Source organism: Actinoplanes sp. NPDC049598, assembly GCF_040675435.1.
In the GTDB taxonomy this organism is placed as follows: domain Bacteria; phylum Actinomycetota; class Actinomycetes; order Mycobacteriales; family Micromonosporaceae; genus Actinoplanes.
In genome coordinates this window covers 80,683-96,529 of record NZ_JBFAOX010000019.1, presented here as the reverse complement: position 1 = coordinate 96,529, position 15,847 = coordinate 80,683, and the positions used below count along the sequence as shown (strand labels likewise).

The following is a 15,847-nucleotide window of genomic DNA, read 5'->3' as shown; positions in this document are numbered from 1 at the left end:
CCGGACCCGAAGTTGGCACTGCCTGCACGCGTCCTGAGAGGAGAATCGGGGTACCGCTGCGCGCGGAGGGGAGGAATCATGATTGTGATCATGCTTTCCGCGGCCGCGGTGCTCCTGCTGACGCTCGGGCTCGCCGTCTTCGTGTTGCGCCGCCGCCGCACCGACCGGCGGCCGGCCACGACCGGCCGCGCCGTCGATCCCGGCGAGCTCGACACCGAGACCGAGGCCGAACGCCAGCAGCGGCTGGTCGAGGCGGCGTTCCTGGCCGGCGACATCCCCGCCGTGTGGTACCGCCAGCAGATGGCCGCCCTCGCCGCCCAGACCCCGCAGTACCCGGCCGCGCCCCACGCGTGACCAGCCGTCACCGGGCGCGGGCCAACTCCGGCTTGGGCTCGGATGCCTTGTTCTCGGGCGCCAGCACGATCAGCGCCACCCCCGCCGCGATGACGGCCGTGGCCAGCAGCGTCCGTACGGTCAAGGGCTCGCCGAGCACCCACCAGCCCAGGAACACGGCCACGACCGGGTTCACGAAGGCGTAGGTGCCGGCGATGCGCGGCTCGACATGCTCGAGGAGCCAGGTGTACGCCGTGAAGGCGACCAGGCTGCCGAAGACGATCAGGTAGCCGATCGCCAGGGCGGCCCGGCCGGTCACCTCGATGCGCGACCATTCGCCGGTGGCGCCGGACACCACGGTCAGGATCGCGCCGGCGCACAGCATCTGGGCCGCGCTGCCCATCAGCGCCGACCGCGGCCGCGGGGCATGGCCGGCGTAAACCGTGCCCAGGCCCCAGCACAGCGCGCCGGCGAGCGCGACCACGATGGCCACGGCGTCGCCGCCACCGTGCGGCCGGGCCAGCATGGTCACGCCGGCGAAACCGGCGGCCAGGCCCAGCGCGACCGGCCAGGTCACCTTCTCGCCGTCGAAGACCCGCCGGCCGAGCACGATCCACAGCGGGATGCTGGCCAGGAACAACGCCGTGATGCCGGAGGACAGCCACTGCTCGGCCCACGCGGCCCCGCCGGTGCCGGCGGCGGGCAGCAGGAGACCCAGGATCGCGCCGGTACGCCACTGAGCGCGATCCGGACTGGGCAGACGGCGGTACCGGCAGTATGCGTACAGCAAGGCTCCGGCCATGAGGAAACGCACCGCGTTCATGGTCAGCGGCGGCACACCCTCCAGGCCGATCTTCTGCGCGAGGTAGGTGGAGCCCCAGACGACGTAAACGATCAGCAGTGGTCCGGCGAAGGTCATAACTGTTCCGTACCCCCTGCGGCTTGGCAGATTTGCCATGGATGCCGCAGTTCGTGCCATGCTGGGGTCATGACGGTCGACGTCGCCGTGGTCGTGGCCGAGCCGGTGCCCGCGTTCGAGCTCGGCATCGCCAGCGAGATCTTCGGCCTGCCCCGGGTCGATCCGGCGCTCCCCCGCTACCGGTACGAGGTGTGCGCGGCCACGCCCGGGCCGATGCGCACGTCGAGCGGCTTCGTCATGACGCCGACGGCCGGTTTCGACCGCCTCGACCGGGCCGACCTGGTCATCGTGACCGGGGCCGCCCCGCCGCTGCCGCCGCCCGCGGAGGAGCTGGTGTCGGCCCTGCGCCGGGCCGCCGACCGGGGAGCGACCGTGGCCGCTCTCTGCACGGGCGCGTTCACGCTGGCCGCGGCCGGCCTGCTCGACGGCCGTGCGGCCACCACCCATTGGGCGTACGCCGACGACCTGGCCACCCGCTTCCCGCAGGTGACGGTCGACCCCGACCGGATCTACGTGGTGGACGGCCCGATCGCCACCAGCGCCGGCGCCTCGGCCGCCATCGACCTGTGCCTGCACCTGATCCGCCGCGACCACGGGGCCGACATCGCCAACCGGGTCGCCCGCGAGATGGTCGTCCCGGCCCACCGCAGCGGCGGCCAGGCCCAGTTCTCCCGGCGCCCGGTCACCCCGCCCGACCCGGGACCCACCCTGGCCGAGCTGCTCGACTGGGCCACCGACCACCTGGACGCCGACCTGTCGGTGGCCGCCCTGGCCGTCCGGGCCGCGATGTCACCGCGTACCTTCATCCGCCACTTCACGGCCGCGACCGGCGCGACGCCCGCCGCCTGGGTCCGTGAGCAGCGCGTCCGCCACGCCGAGCACCTGCTGGAACGCGCCGACGGCACGATCGCCGCGGTCGCCCGCCGCTGCGGCTTCGGCAGCGCCGACACCCTGCAGCGCCACTTCCGCCGGGCCCGCGGGGTCACCCCGGAGGCCTACCGGGCCGCCTTCCGCGCCCGCTGACCCAGCTCCGAAAAGGTCGGCCCGCCGTCAGCCGATCGGCTGCGGCTCCGGCCGGAGGGGCTCACCCGGCGCCGTCTGGCCGAGGGCGATGGCCGCGGCGTGCAGGTAGGCGCGGTCGCCGCTGGCTACGTACTGGGCGCGCAGGCGGGCGGCGATTTCGTTCGCGGTGGCCGAGCGGGAGTCGGCGTCAATTGTCCTGAACATGGTCACACTTTCTGTTTCAGATCGGACCATGATGCTTGATCGAACTCTTGGTGACATCAGCCGAAACGCCGATGGCGGACATACCCGAACGGGTGACCTGGATCACCGGAGCGTCAGGAGGATGACGCTCGGTAGATGTCGGTGATCGCGGTGTCGAGGATCTGGTTGAATTCGGCGTCGCTCTGGTCGTGCCGCAGGTCCTGGGTCAGGGCGCGGGAGAAGCTGGCGATCAGCCCGTGGTTGCGGGCCAGCCGCTCGTCGGCCTCCCGCTGGGTGTAGCCGCCGGAGAGCGCGACGACCCGCAGCACCTTGGGCTCGGCGATCAGCCCGGCGTAGAAGTCGTCCTGGCTCGGAATCGACAGCTTGAGCATCACCTGCCGCCCGTCGGGCACGGCCCCGAGCCGCTCGACGATGCCCGCCAGCAGCAGCTTCTCGGCCGCCGCCTTGTCCGCGCTGCGGATGTCGACCTCCGGCTCGATGATCGGCACCAGGCCGGCCGCGAGGATCCGTACGGCGTAGTCGAACTGCTGGTCCAGCACCGCCCCGATGCCACCTTTGTCGGCGCCGGCGATGAAGGACCGCATCTTCGTACCGAACACACCCCGGGCCGCGGCCCGCTCGAGCAGCCCGTCCAGCCGGGTGAACGGCTTCATCAGCCGCACGCCGTCCTTCTCCTCGGCCAGGCCCTCGTCGACTTTCACGAACGGCACGACCTGCTTGCGCCCCCAGAGGTACGCGGGCACGGGCACCCCGTCGACGTCCCGCTCCATGGTCTGCTCGAACAGGATCGCGCCCAGAACCCGATCACCCCCGAACGCCGGCGCCGTGATGATCCGCGAGCGGAACTCATGCATGAGATCGAACATCTGCTCGTCCCCGGACCAGGCCGACGACGGCACCCCGTACTGCTCGAGCGCCTTCGGGGTGCTGCCCCCGCTCTGATCCAGCGCCGCGAGAAACCCGACTCCCGACCCGACCTTCGCCAGCTGCTCCTGATCCATCTCCCGATCGTGCCACCGCCTCGCCCGGACCGCCCGGGTCGAGCCTGTCGCCCTCCCCACTTCATCGGCGATTCACGATGTCTTGCTGGTTTCGCGGCATGACTCGCCGAGTTCGGCGCGCCGGCGAGCCTGATCTCGCTGATCAGCGACAACCGGACCACCTTGGTCACCTGGCAAGGCGTGGGGCCGATCCCGGCCGCCGAGCGGGCCGAGCTGCGGCGGTCAGGCCCGCGCCCTCGCGGCCTGACCGCCTGTCCCCGGCGTGCCGCTCGGGGGCGGGCGGCGCATGATCGGGGCATGGGCTCGCCGTGGCGCAATCAGGACGTCGACTGGGACCAGTGGCCGGTGCCGGCCTACCTGGACGAGATCTACCGGGAGGTACGCCCCGACGACGACGCGGTGCTGGTCCATCACTCCGCGTTCTACCGGCGGTTTCCGGCCGGCCACTTCGGGCGGTCGCTGGAGCTGGGCGGCGGTCCCAACCTGTACCCGCTGATGGTGGCCGCGTCGGCCGTGCGCGAGATCGAGGTCGTGGAGCCGAGCGCGGCCAGCGTCGCGTACCTCCGGCGGCAGGTGCAGGACGGCCCGGAGCCGAGCTGGCAGGTCTTCTACCGCCGCTGCCGCGAGCTGCAGCCGGCGCTGCCGCCCACCCTGGGTGAGGCGCTGGCCCGCGTGCGGGTGAGCCGCGGCCGCGCCCAGGAGCTGCCGGCCGGCGCGTACGACCTGGCCTCGATGCACTTCGTGGCCGAGAGCGCCACCGAGAGCCCGGACGAGTTCCACGAGCTCTGCCGGGCCTTCGTCCGCGCCGTGCGCCCGGGTGGCCGGCTGATCGCCGCCTTCATGGAGAACATGGGCCGCTACCGGATCGCCGACGGCCCGCACTGGCCCGGCTTCCCCGTCGACACGGCGACCGTACGGGACGTCTTCGCGCCGCTGACGGACGAGCTGACGATCGACCGCGTCGACTCGGCCGACATCGGCGAGGGCTACGAGACCACGGGCATGGTGCTGCTCACCGCCCGCGTCCCCGCCGGGCCGGGCTACGGCCCGGACAGCACCTCGGTGAGCAGGGCGTAGAGCACCTCGGCCGACGCGCGGGCGGCGAAGTGCTTGAACCGGTCGTCCTTCTCCGGATTGGCGCCGTCCATCACCCCCTTGGCCACCAGCCAGTGCGGGACCTTCTTGTCGTGGGCCACCGTGGCGATCGTGGCCGCCTCCATCTCGAGCGCCAGGATCCGGCGCTCACCCATCTTCTTGAGCTGGGCCCAGATGCCCGGATTCTCGATCACCGCGCTGCCGCTGGCCATCGGGCCGGCCAGCACGGCGAAGGGCAGGATCTGCGGCCCGTCGACGTCGTCGGCCAGCAGGCGCTCGATCATTCTGCTGCCCGCGCCGGTCAGCGCCCAGTCGCTGTCGCGCCAGACGATGAAGCCGTCCGCTTCGAGGGTGTGCAGCCGGGTGCTCCAGGTGCCGCGCGGGAAGTAGCGGGAGCGGGCGGGATGCTTGCGGGCGTCCTGCCCGCGGTAGAGCCGCTCCAGCAGCCACACGAACGACTCGTCCTCGGTGGCCGCGCCGTGGCTGGGCAGGCCGGCCGGGCCGAACTCCTGGACGGCGCGCAGCCAGCGGGTGTCCTGCGGGTAGTGCCGGTGATCGCCGAGGAACCGGCCGCCGGTGTGTTTGCCCTCGTCGTACTCGTAGGCGGGGTCGGCCACGACGACGTCGCCCGGCGCCGTGGTGGCCGGGTCGCCGGCGCAGACGCCGGACATCGCCAGGCACCGGGGGTGCAGGCGCAGCACAAGGGTGGTGGCGAGCGAGGACATGGTGCGGCCGCCCATGCCGGTGGCCCGGGCGAGGGCGATGCGGAGCCCGCCGTGCCGGCCGGTCAGATACGGCGCGGACGTCCGGCCGTCGTGTTCCTGCCAGGCCGCCGGTCCCGCGGCCTTGGCCGCCTCGTACTCCTCGCGGAGCGCGGTGAGGATGAGGACGTCCACCGAACTGGCCGGCTGCCCGCCCTTGTCGAGCGTCCCGGCCACGTCGCCGTTGATGGTGACATTGCCGTTGCCGTTGTTGACGAAGCCGGTGTTGTGCACGCTGCTCATCGGCGGGTCCTCTCGTCAGCTCTCGGCCGGAGCGGTCTGGTTGCTCGTACCGGAGACGTCGCCGTTGACCGTGGCCTCGCCGTGGTTGATCATGCCGACGTTGAAGACCGAGGCGCTGCGGGCGCGGTACTCGGTGGTGTCCACGTCGTGCTGGTCGAGGAAGTCCAGCACATGGGCGTAGACCCGGTTCTCGATCAGCCGGCGGAACTTGAGGACGTCCTGTTCCTGGGTGAAGTTGCGGAGTTTGTCCTTGGTGCCGAGCTGCCGGACGCTGACCTGGGCGCCGCGGTCGGTGAGACGGCGCGTACGGCGGCCGCGGCGGGAGTTGCGCAGGCCGATCGCCTCGGCCGAGGCCAGGACCAGCCGCCCGGGCGCCCATGTGATGGTCGACGACGTTTCCCGCAGGCCGGTGGCGAGCGCGCGGATCCAGGCTTTCGACCCGCGGCCGCCCTCGAGGTCGACGATGCGGTAACGCTCGTTGCAGGGCGCCATCAGGGTGGTGGTCACTTCCAGGTAGAGGGAGCGCCCCTGGACGGCGATGTGCACGTGGACGGTGGTGACGACCTCGCCGCCCCAGGAGACGACCTGACAGACCAGGTAGTGCCGGGCCGGCTGGGTGGGATTCCGGATGATCTCGCGCATGTGCTCGGGGTCGGTGGTCAGCGATCGGTGGCCCTCCTCGCGCGCGGAGAGGAAGACCCGGTCGGTGACCGTGAGATCGGGGATGCGCGTCTCGGACTCGCCTGTGGTGAGCCGCTGCAGACGGGCCCGGACGTAGTCGACGATCTCCTGCGCGGTGAAGGGCGGCCGGCGGAACTCGCGCTCGCCCTCGGTGAGCCGGCCGGCGTCGGGCAGGTCCGACTGCTTGCGGACCAACCGGACGGCGAAGCCCCAGTTGCTGAAGATGTCACCGGCGCCGATGAACGGCTCGAAATCGCTGTAGATGACGGTGTTCGCCCCCTGCTGGCCCTCGATGTCGCGCAACCGGGCGTTGAGCCGGGTCGCCGGCATCGGCCGGTCCGACGCGAACTCCTCGGACCGTTTCTCCCGCCACAGCGAGAACAAGGTCGGCAGCGCGAACACCAGAGCGACGGCGGCCCACGCCACGCCGGCGACCTGGGGCAGCCCGAGAAGGGGTTGCGGGTCGAGGAGGACCATGGTGGCGGCCAGAGTGGACAGGACGATCCAGGCCGCCGCCCAACCGCCGAGGATGATCAGGGTGCGCCGGTTGCTGCGGATCGGGGTGCCTGGTGTGGCCGCGCGCCACTGGCGCATACGCTCGCCGGCCACGTCCTTGGCGGTACGAGTCGTGCGCAGGGCGATCAGGGCGACCACGACGACGGCGAGCGCCCGCCAGTCGAGCACCGCGGTGACGAGCAGGGCCAGGACTATCGCGGCGTCACGCCCGATCGCCAGCCGGCGGGCGCGCAGGCAGTGCCAGAGGACCGCGCCGAGGTCGAAGCCGTACGACGGCGCGACGAACCGGCGGGGCTGGTGGTAGACCTCGCGCAGGCACCGCCCGCGGAAGTACGGGTCGGCGTAGGCGCCGACGGACAGGTAACGGGTGGCGGTGCTGGTGGTGGGCGCCGACGGCGTGGCGTCCGGGGTGGGCGGATCGTCGTAGGTCGGGGTCTCGACTGTATCGATGGCCATCGGAACCGTCCTTCGCGACTGGACCGATTTAATGTCTAACTGACATGAACACCGTGGCGCACTCATCCGTTCTTGTCAATCTGACATTCTCAGGTGGAGATCATCGGATAGATGGTCCTCGGCGGCCCTACCGAATATCTACCGCCTCGACGCCGGTCCGGCGGGATTTGGCGCGGTACATGGCGGTGTCGGCCTGGCGCACCAGGGCCTCGGCGTCGGGCAGGGCGGTGTGCTGAGCCCGGGCGACGCCGATGCTGGCTGAGATGACCAGCTGCCGGCCGTCGAGGTGATGGGGACGGTTCAGGGCCGACAGCAAGCGGCGGGCGATGGTCTCCGGGGTGTAAGCGCCGTCGCGCGTGTCCAGCAGGACCAGGAACTCGTCGCCGCCGAAGCGGGCGGCCGTGCCGTGGGCGCCCAGCTCGGCCCGCAGGCGGGCGGCGACCTCCACCAGGATCTGGTCGCCGACCGCGTGGCCGTACGTGTCGTTGATCTGCTTGAAGCCGTTGAGGTCGGCGAAGAGCACGGCCACACCGGGCCCCCGGTCGATCGCGGCGGCCAGCAGTTGCAGGAAGTGGGTCCGGTTCGGCAGGCCGGTGAGATGGTCGTGCAGGGCGCTGGCCCGGAGCTGTTCCTCCTGCTCGCGGAGGGTGTGCAGCGCGGCCTGGTAGTCCAGCGCCACGGTGAGCAGCGCCGCCCACTGGTTGATCGGCTCGCGGCCGGTGGCGGCCTGCAGGTCCACCCGGTCGACCGTGGCGAGCAGTCCCCAGTCACGGTCGCCGACCCGGACCGGCACGACGAAGGTCAGCGAGCCGGGCTCGGCGCGGGCCGCCTCCAGAAGGCCCGGCGGCGGGAAACCACCGGCCGTGACCCGCGACACCGGGGTGGGCGGTGAGGACGAGGAACGGTCGAAATGGCCGGCGATCTCGAGACCCGGCTCGCCGGGCGTCCACAGCCCGAGGCAGCCGGCCCGGACCGGGGTACGGCGCAACCAGCCCAGCTGCCGGGGATCCTCCTCGTGGCTGCGCAGCAGGTCGAGGCTGATGTCGTACTGACTGCTCAGCGAGCGCTGCAGCCGGACACGCTCCCGGTACTGCTCCCGTCCCTCGGCCTTCAGCGAACCGGCCGGGCCGGGGCACCCGCAGGACTCCCCCACGATCAGCTCGGTCACGACCTCGTGGCGTGCCGGCGGGCCACCGGTGCCGTCGATCGCGGCCAGCAACACCCGCGCCGCGGTGGCGCCGACCTGGAACAGCGGCTGCCGTACGGTGGTCAGCCGCGGCTCGGTGAACGACGCGTCCGGCAGCCCGTCGAAACCCACGACGGCCTGGTCCTCGGGCAGACGGCAGCCCGCCTCGGCCAGCACCCGGAGGATGCCGATCGCGTTCAGGTCGGTGCCGGCCACGACGGCGGTGGACGGCAGCCCGGCGGCGAGCATCGCGCGGGCCGCCCCGGCGCCCCCGGCCTCCTGGTTGTCGTCGGCCTCGAAGATCAACCCCGGGTCCGGCTCGATGCCGTGGGCGCGCAGGGTCCGGCGGTACGTGTCGCAGCGCTCCTGCTGATCCCGAGCCCCCAGGAAGCCGGCGAACGCTATCCGCCGGTGCCCGTGCCCGATCAGGTGCTCGACCGCGGCCCGTACCCCCACCCGGTTGTCGGGGAAGACGGTCGGGCAGTCCAGCTCCTCGAACTCGTGGCTGACCACGACGACCGGCCGGCCGGTGGCCTGGATCTCGTGCAGGTACTTGGCGCTGGCCGCGTTCACGATGACGACGAAGCCGGCGGCGTGATCCCAGGCCAGCGGGTACGGCGGGTGCGGAGGCTCGGTCAGTTCGTGTTGATCGGTGCCCGCGTCGAGCGTCTGCACGGCGACCACCGTGGCGCCGGCGCCGGCCGCGGCGCCGGCGATGCCCTCGAGCACACCACCGAAGTACCAGCCGCCCAGGAACGGCGAAAGAACCCCCAGGACGGCCATCGTGCCCCCTCCGCGCCGCTGCGTAGACAGTGGACGATACCGTCACCGGCCCCGGCCGGCCCGGCCCGACATCCCGACGAGCCGGGAGGCGTCGGACCGTCTCGGCGGCGCGGGCTCGGGCGCCCCGTCGACCGGGACGGCCAGCGTCGCGGGGAGGGTCGCGACCGCGCGGAGGCCGCCGCCGGCGGCGGGGCCGACGGTCACGGCCATCCCGTGCTGAGCGGCCAGCGTCGCCACCACGAACAGGCCGAGCCGGGCGCTGTCGGCCGGGTCGAACTCCCGCGGCTGGGCCAGCCGGCGATTCGTCTCCTCGATCGCCGCCGGCGACATCCCGATCCCGTGGTCCTCGATCTCGATGACGATGCCGTCCGGGCCCGGCCGGGCCGACAGCTGTACGCGCGTGTCCGGCGCCGAAAAACTGATGGCGTTGACCAGCAGCTCCCCGGCCAGGTGACCGAGGTCGGCGACGGCGTTCTCGCGGACCTCGGCGTCCACGATCGGGCCGATGGCGATCCGTTCGGCGTGCTCCGTCTCGCCGGCCACCCGGGTGAGGACGGTGGCGAGCGACTCCGGGCCGAGCCCGCGCCGGCTCCGCGCCGAACCGGCCAGGATGACCAGGTGCTCGGCGTGCCGGCGCATCCGGACGGCCAGCTGGTAGGCGCGGGCGTCGCCCCCGTCGACCGGGCCGAGGGCCTCGATCTGCCGGTCCAGCAGCGCCTGGTTGCGCCGGGCCACGTTGACGAGGACCTTGTTCATGTCCTGGCGCAGGGCCGCTTCCCCGGCGGCCGACTCGACGGCGCTCTGGTGCACGTCGGTCAGGGCGGCGCCGACCTCGGCGATCTCGTCGTCGCCCAGGCTCAGGCGGGGCGTCTCACCGTCCACGTCGATGCGCTCCCCCGCCCGCAGGCGGCGGACCAACTCCGGCAGCCGCCGGCGGGCGAGCTCGGTGGCCGCCGTCCGCAGCACGGACAGCCGGCGGACGACCGAGCCGCCGATCCGTACGGCGATCACCAGCGACACCACGATGGCGATCAGGCCGAGCAGGCCGGAGACGGCGAAGCGGGTCAGGATCCGGTCCCGGGCGTCCCGGGCGAACTCGACCGCGTGGTCGTAGCCGTCGGCCAGGAAGGCGAACAGCTGCCCGATGGCCGGCGTCGAGGTCGCCTTCCAGACCTCACTGGTGATCTCCACCGGCCCACCGCGACTTCCCTGCCCCATGATCCGGTCCTCGGCCGAGCGCAGCGCCGCGAAGGCGGGACCACTCAGCATGCCCTTGAACCGGGCCTGATCCGGCGCGGGCAGGGTCGAGCCGGCCGTGGGGATCTGGAACCGCAGCGCCCCGACGATCTGGATCAGCTGCAGGTACTCCCCGTCGCCGAACCGGCCCGCCGCGGTGACGCCGGTCAGCAGGGCGTCCTCCTGGTAGAGCAGCTCCCCGGCCCGGCGCATGGCCACCATCGTGCGCATGACCCGCTCCACCAGCGGCTCGCTGGAGGCCGCGGCGGCGTTCGAGACGCTGAACGCGTACCCGATGACGCTGCTGTAGCCGTTGAGCACGTCGATCAGGGTGGTGTCCCGGGCGTCGACCCGCGCCCGCATCTCGGTCAGGGACTCGAGGCGTACGGCCATGTCGGCGAACCGGGCCCGGGTGATCTCGGCGGAGAACCCGCTCCCGCCGTAGCGCCGGGACAATTCCTGGAACTGCGCTATCGCCTCGTCGGTGGCCGCCCGCCGGGCGCGCAGGGTCTTGGCGCCGCTGCCCGGCGTGGCCAGGAACTCCACCGACTCGGTGCGCTCGCCCTGCAGGGCGGCCACCATCCGATCGCAGGGCAGACTCACGTTGTCCCGCGTGTTGTACGTGTCCCGCAAGGCCGTCGCATCGGCGAACGACGCCTTCACGTCGACCACCCACAGACTGGTCAGCGCGACCAGCGGCACCAGCAGGCTGAGAACGATCTTCGAGCGTATGGACCTCGGTTTTCTTCGCATGTGACCTCAATCGGGCAGGACGAGAGAGCAGGGCCGGTCGAGTTCCTTTGTGGAGTACGAACTCGGATGTGAACCGGTTCAGCCGGGGCGGCCGTTCCCACTCTTCGAGAAGGCGGCCCGGGAGTAGAGCTCGCGTTCGCTCTCGTTGCGGGTCATCGCAGCGGCCCGCGCGTACTCGGCCCGCGCCTCGGCCGGCCGTCCGAGCAAGAAGAGCAGCTCACCGCGTACGGCCGGAAGTTGGGGGTAATCGCGCATCGCCGGAAGCGCGTCGACGATCGTGAGGGCGCGTGCGGGGTTGCCGGCCTTGCCGACCGCCACGGCCTGGTTGAGCCGCACCACCGGGGTCGGGCGCAGGTAGGCCAGAACCTCGTAGAGGGCGGCGATCCGGGTCCAGTCGGTGTCCTGCGCCCGGTGGGCGCGCGCATGGCAGGCGGCGATGGCGGCCTGCAGGGTGTACGGGCCGCCGCCGAGCCCCTCGGCCCGGTCGAGCGCGGCCAGGCCGCGGCGGATCAGCAACCGGTCCCAGCGGAGGCGGTCCTGGTCGCCGAGCAGCACCGGCCGGCCGCCGGCGCCGGTGCGGGCCGGCAGCCGGGAGGCCTGCAGCTCCATGAGCGCGACCAGGCCGTGCACCTCGGCCTCGCCCGGGAGCAGGCCGGCCAGGACCCGGCCGAGCCGCATGGCCTCGCGGCAGAGGGCCGGTTGCGTCCAGTCGGCGCCGCTCGTGGCCGAGTAGCCCTCGTTGAAGATCAGGTAGAGGACGCTGAGCACCGTGCCGAGGCGCTCGGCGGTCTCGGCCGGGGTGGGCATCTCGAAGCGCACGCCGGCCGCGGCCAGGGTCCGCTTGGCCCGGACGATGCGCTGGGCGGCGGTCGGCTCGGGGATCAGGAACGCACGGGCGATCTCGGCGGTGCTCAGGCCGCCCAGCAGGCGCAGGGTCAGCGCGATCTGGCTCTCGGCCGACAGCGCCGGGTGAGCCGCGGTGAAGATGAGCCGGAGCAGGTCGTCGCCGATGTGATCGTCCAGCTCGTCCTCGACGCCGTCCTCGCGCCACTCCGCGTCCCGGCTCAGCAGGGCCAGCTTCTCGGCGTACTTCCGGCGCCGCCGGAGCACGTCGATGGCGCGGTGCCGCGCGGTGGCCCGCAGCCAGGGGCCGGGGTCGTCCGGCACACCGTCGCGCTGCCACTGCTCCAGGGCGATGACCAGCGTGTCCTGGGCCAGCTCCTCGGCCAGGCCGACATCGCGGACCAGCCGGGCCAGGCCCGCGACCAGCCGGGCCGACTCGATCCGCCACACCGCTTCCAGGACACGCCGGGCGTCGCTCACGCTCATCCGAACAGTTTGAGGACGTCGACCTCGCCTTCCCAGCCCGGCCACAGATCCCGGTGCGCGCGCAGGAAGCGCGACGCCCACTCGACGGCCTCCTGCTTCGAGGCCACCTCGTAGATCGCGTAGCTGATGACCTCCTTCGACTCGGCGAACGGCCCGTCGGTCGCGGCCAGCTCGCCGGCGGTCAGGGCCACCCGGGCGCCGGTGGCGCTGGGCTCCAGCCCGGCCGTGTCGAGCAGGGCGCCGGCCTTGGTGGCGTCCTCGCCCAACGCCATGATCGCGGCCATCAGCTCCGGCGGCGGCGGGGTAGTGGACGGCTTAGCGCGCAGCAAAGTCAGGTACCGCATGGGCCTTCTCCTTCTCGGTCGCGATCACACTCAGCCAGCAGGATGCCAGGATCACCGCGGCGGTGAACCCCAGCAGGGACCAGGCCGCTCCCCCGGTGGCCGCCATCGCCACGAAAGTGACCAGGAAGGCGACCCCGGTGATCCGGGAGAACAGCATGTGGCGCCGGCTCCGCAGGCAGGCCACGACCAGGGCGACGAAGCCGATGCCGCTGACCACGAAGTGCAGCGTCCCGTGCCAGCTGACCGGCACGGTCTCGGGCGTGCCGGGTGGGAAGCCCCGCCCCGCATCGGCCCGGAAGAGGCCGGCGCCGATCAGGCCCAGCCCGTAGACCACGATCCAGCGGTTGCGCAGGGCCGCCGCCCCGAGCACGGTGAGGATCCCGCTGACGATCAGGGTCACGGTGTGGATCCAGCCGTGCTCGCCGTTGGCCAGCACGCTCCAGGCGTGCCGGGTGGGATCGAAACCGTCGCGGGTCACCACCTCGATCAGCGACACCACCACGTACAGCGGTCCGGCTATCACTAACGCGCGTCTCATGCGGTCGTCTCCTTCGGCGGGGCCGCCGACCGGCCCGTCATCTCCTCTCTCGAACGGGAACCACCCGAATCGACATGGCCGCCAAAAGTTTCTTCGAGGACCGGCCGACATCGGCCGAACGGGGTAGCGCCACCACCTGCATGATCATCTATGCTCCGGCGCGTGGTTCCTCTGAAGCAGCTAGGCCGTGAGCTGTCGGTGCCCGAACGCATCGGCGGTTTCGGCGTCCTCGCCGCTGTCGCTGCGACCGCGTGGCCTGCCGTGACGAGCCGGACCGGGCTGGGATTGCCGTGTCCGCTGCGGACCCTGACCGGCATCCCGTGCCCGGCATGTGGATTGACTACCGCGGCCATCGCTCTGGTCCATGGCGACCTGCACACGGCATGCGCGGCCAATCCCGCGATCCTGCTGCTCGCCGTGCCGGCCCTTGCTGTCGGCCCGCTCATCGCGCTGCGGGCGACGGCCCTCATTCGACCACCCCAGCCCTGGCCGGTGGCCCGCCGGCGGCTGACGGGGTGGTTCGCCCTCCTGCTCGCGTTCGCGAGCTGGCTGTATCAACTCCATCGGCTCGACATCTCCTGAGCCACCACCGAAGGAACCCGAAATGACATATCCGCAGCCCGGAACTCCCGGATACGCCCCCGCTCCGGCGGTCACCTACGCCAGCTGGATCCAGCGCGTCGGCGCGTACCTCATCGATGCCCTCTGCGTCGCACCGTTCTCGATCCTCGCCGCCCTGCTCGGCATGGGAGACGACGGCGTGAACGCCCTCTACTTCGTCTTCGCCCTGCTCGGGCTCGCCGTCACCGGCTACAACCGCTGGTTCCAGGCCGGCAAGACCGGCCAAAGCTGGGGCAAGAAGGCCCTCGGCCTGCGCCTGGTCGGCGAGCAGACCGGCCAGCCGATCGGCGCCGGCCTCGCCTTCGCCCGCGACCTGGCCCACTTCGTCGACGCGGTCATCTGCTACATCGGCTTCCTGTTCCCCCTGTGGGACGCCAAGAAGCAGACCATCTCCGACAAGATCGTCAAAACCCTCGTCGTCAGCTGATGTGATCGCGTACGGCTCGGGCCTTCGGGGCCTCGAGCCGTACGCGGCGGCGCGCTGGGATCTCAGGACGGTCGCCACTGCTGCCGATGCCGGCGCGTCACTTGACGGGTGCCTTCATTTTGAACAGTTTCTCCGCGTTTCGGAACGCAATCTTTTCCTTGTCCGCGCGTGGCAGATCAACTCCACGGAACCAGTCGGTCTGCTCCTTGATGTCCGCGAACGGATAGTCGGTTGCGAACATCACTCGATCCACGCTTATGTGCTTCAGCAGGAGCGTGAGCAGATGCGTCTGGGGGAATGCGCTGGTGGTGATCCAGAAGTTGTCCTGGAAGTATTGCCCGAAGGGCTTCTTGAGCGAGCTTTCGGTCGGCTCGCCCATGTCATTGACGATCCGCTCGTGGTAGAAGGGAAGACCTTCGCCCATGTGGCCGATGATGATCTTCAGTTTGGGAAATCTGTCGAAGACCCCGTACGTGATCATCCGAATGCATTGGGTCAGCACCTCCTGGTGCCAGCCGTATCCGGATCCACTGAAAATGTAGGGCTGGAACTCTTTCGTGTACGCAGACCGCGTGGTGTCGTAAAGGATCTTGAAGATCTCGTCCGCTGGATAGCCGGGGTGCAGGTAGATCGGCACATCGAGCGCAACGGCACGTGCCAACACCGGCTCGAAATCGGGATGATCGAGATACCTCTTCGTGATGTGCCCGTTGGTAAGTGCGCCCAGGAAGCCATCTTCCTTGACCGAGCGTTCCAGTTCGTCCGCCGCCGCTTCCGGGCTCTGCAGGGGCAGGGTGGCGAAAGCCTTGAAACGGCCCGGATATTTGGCGATCGGCCCTTCGGCAAGCAGCCGGTTGAGGCGATGGGCGAAGTCGATGCCCTTCTTCCCGGGGACATTTTGCACGGACGGGGTATGAGCAGAAAGGATTTGGACGTTGAGTCCCCCCGCGTCCATGTCGCCGATGCGGCGTTGCCCTAGGTCAGCAAGACCGATCTCCGTGAGGAACGCGACATGATCCGCATTGATGGAGTTCAGCTTCAACAGCTCGGGAGTTGAAAATGTCTCTTCCGCACCGATGAAGGTCAGGTCCCGGTCTCGCTGGTAGATGTCCGCGTTCTGATCCGGAGCCTTTTCCGGGGTCTTGTCGTCGCTTACGGCCGAGGCGATCGCATGCGTGGACACGCCGGCGCCGATACCGAGTGCCGTGGCTGCGGCCAGGAAGCTACGGCGTCCCATCGAGTTCATGTCAATCTCTCTTCCGGTGTATGTGATCTGACACCGAATTCGTACCTGGTGAATCTGAGACGAACGTTAGAAATTCTCAGGCCGGTCTGAGCGGCACATTAATGATCGTCTCAGATTCACTCGGTACGAAGTCGGCGTCGGACAAGCGAGGT

16 protein-coding genes are annotated in these 15,847 nt (G+C 70.9%); 5 read left to right on the top strand and 11 right to left on the bottom strand.

Annotated features, from left to right (window positions below; genetic code table 11):
- The first annotated feature begins 78 nt into the window (after nucleotides 1–78).
- Nucleotides 79–354, top strand: a complete 276-nt coding sequence (locus tag AB0J66_RS34735) for a hypothetical protein (protein WP_364669969.1) — start codon at nucleotides 79–81, stop codon at nucleotides 352–354.
- Nucleotides 355–361: 7 nt separating this feature from the next.
- Here the strand turns inward: AB0J66_RS34735 and AB0J66_RS34730 are convergent, their stop codons facing one another.
- Nucleotides 362–1,252, bottom strand: a complete 891-nt coding sequence (locus tag AB0J66_RS34730; RefSeq protein ID WP_364669966.1) for an EamA family transporter — start codon at nucleotides 1,250–1,252, stop codon at nucleotides 362–364.
- Nucleotides 1,253–1,321: 69 nt separating this feature from the next.
- On the opposite strand from AB0J66_RS34730, the gene AB0J66_RS34725 reads away from it, so the two are divergent.
- A complete protein-coding gene (locus AB0J66_RS34725) occupies nucleotides 1,322–2,275 on the top strand; it encodes a helix-turn-helix domain-containing protein (protein WP_364669963.1) in 954 nt (317 codons plus the stop codon).
- A 27-nt stretch (nucleotides 2,276–2,302) separates the two neighbouring features.
- Here AB0J66_RS34725 and AB0J66_RS34720 read toward each other — a convergent pair whose 3' ends face one another.
- Together AB0J66_RS34720 and AB0J66_RS34715 are read right to left on the bottom strand one after the other, a co-directional pair.
- Complete coding sequence (locus AB0J66_RS34720; protein WP_364669961.1) at nucleotides 2,303–2,479, bottom strand: hypothetical protein; 177 nt, start codon at nucleotides 2,477–2,479, stop codon at nucleotides 2,303–2,305.
- A 113-nt stretch (nucleotides 2,480–2,592) separates the two neighbouring features.
- Nucleotides 2,593–3,480 (bottom strand): fructose bisphosphate aldolase, encoded by an 888-nt coding sequence (locus AB0J66_RS34715; RefSeq protein ID WP_364669958.1) that lies wholly within the window; start codon nucleotides 3,478–3,480, stop codon nucleotides 2,593–2,595.
- 297 nt (nucleotides 3,481–3,777) lie between these two features.
- Between AB0J66_RS34715 and AB0J66_RS34710 the strand changes: the two genes are divergently transcribed.
- Complete coding sequence (locus AB0J66_RS34710; RefSeq protein ID WP_364669955.1) at nucleotides 3,778–4,557, top strand: class I SAM-dependent methyltransferase; 780 nt, start codon at nucleotides 3,778–3,780, stop codon at nucleotides 4,555–4,557.
- Here AB0J66_RS34710 and AB0J66_RS34705 read toward each other — a convergent pair.
- The 7 genes from AB0J66_RS34705 to AB0J66_RS34675 all read right to left on the bottom strand — a co-directional run bounded on the left by AB0J66_RS34705 (nucleotide 4,521) and on the right by AB0J66_RS34675 (nucleotide 13,401).
- Nucleotides 4,521–5,579 carry a hypothetical protein gene (locus AB0J66_RS34705; protein WP_364669952.1) on the bottom strand — a complete coding sequence of 353 codons (1,059 nt, stop codon included), beginning with the start codon at nucleotides 5,577–5,579 and terminating at the stop codon, nucleotides 4,521–4,523. The two genes, AB0J66_RS34710 and AB0J66_RS34705, sit on opposite strands and share 37 nt — an antisense overlap.
- A gap of 15 nt (nucleotides 5,580–5,594) precedes the next feature.
- Entirely contained in the window at nucleotides 5,595–7,232 is a 1,638-nt protein-coding gene (locus AB0J66_RS34700) for a hypothetical protein (RefSeq protein ID WP_364669949.1), read from the bottom strand.
- 127 nt (nucleotides 7,233–7,359) lie between these two features.
- Nucleotides 7,360–9,201, bottom strand: coding sequence for a GGDEF domain-containing protein (locus AB0J66_RS34695; RefSeq protein WP_364669946.1), 1,842 nt, complete (start codon nucleotides 9,199–9,201; stop codon nucleotides 7,360–7,362).
- 42 nt (nucleotides 9,202–9,243) lie between these two features.
- A complete protein-coding gene (locus tag AB0J66_RS34690; protein WP_364669943.1) occupies nucleotides 9,244–11,190 on the bottom strand; it encodes a nitrate- and nitrite sensing domain-containing protein in 1,947 nt (648 codons plus the stop codon).
- A gap of 78 nt (nucleotides 11,191–11,268) precedes the next feature.
- Nucleotides 11,269–12,519 carry an RNA polymerase sigma factor gene (locus AB0J66_RS34685; RefSeq protein ID WP_364669941.1) on the bottom strand — a complete coding sequence of 417 codons (1,251 nt, stop codon included), beginning with the start codon at nucleotides 12,517–12,519 and terminating at the stop codon, nucleotides 11,269–11,271.
- Nucleotides 12,516–12,863: a YciI family protein gene (locus AB0J66_RS34680; RefSeq protein WP_364669939.1), complete on the bottom strand. Its 348-nt coding sequence runs from the start codon at nucleotides 12,861–12,863 to the stop codon at nucleotides 12,516–12,518. Before AB0J66_RS34680 ends, AB0J66_RS34685 begins: the two co-directional genes overlap by 4 nt.
- The gene (locus AB0J66_RS34675) at nucleotides 12,835–13,401 is read right to left on the bottom strand and encodes a DUF998 domain-containing protein (protein WP_364669936.1); all 567 of its coding nucleotides are present in this window, start codon (nucleotides 13,399–13,401) and stop codon (nucleotides 12,835–12,837) included. Before AB0J66_RS34675 ends, AB0J66_RS34680 begins: the two co-directional genes overlap by 29 nt.
- Before the next feature lie 162 nt (nucleotides 13,402–13,563).
- Between AB0J66_RS34675 and AB0J66_RS34670 the strand changes: the two genes are divergently transcribed.
- Both AB0J66_RS34670 and AB0J66_RS34665 read left to right on the top strand, forming a co-directional pair.
- On the top strand, nucleotides 13,564–13,983 hold the full coding sequence (locus tag AB0J66_RS34670; RefSeq protein WP_364669933.1) for a DUF2752 domain-containing protein: 420 nt from the start codon (nucleotides 13,564–13,566) through the stop codon (nucleotides 13,981–13,983).
- Between the two features lie 22 nt (nucleotides 13,984–14,005).
- Nucleotides 14,006–14,449, top strand: coding sequence for an RDD family protein (locus tag AB0J66_RS34665; protein WP_364669930.1), 444 nt, complete (start codon nucleotides 14,006–14,008; stop codon nucleotides 14,447–14,449).
- Between the two features lie 97 nt (nucleotides 14,450–14,546).
- On the opposite strand, the gene AB0J66_RS34660 is transcribed toward AB0J66_RS34665, so the two are convergent.
- Nucleotides 14,547–15,695, bottom strand: coding sequence for an amidohydrolase family protein (locus AB0J66_RS34660; RefSeq protein WP_364669928.1), 1,149 nt, complete (start codon nucleotides 15,693–15,695; stop codon nucleotides 14,547–14,549).
- Nucleotides 15,696–15,847 lie beyond the last annotated feature (152 nt).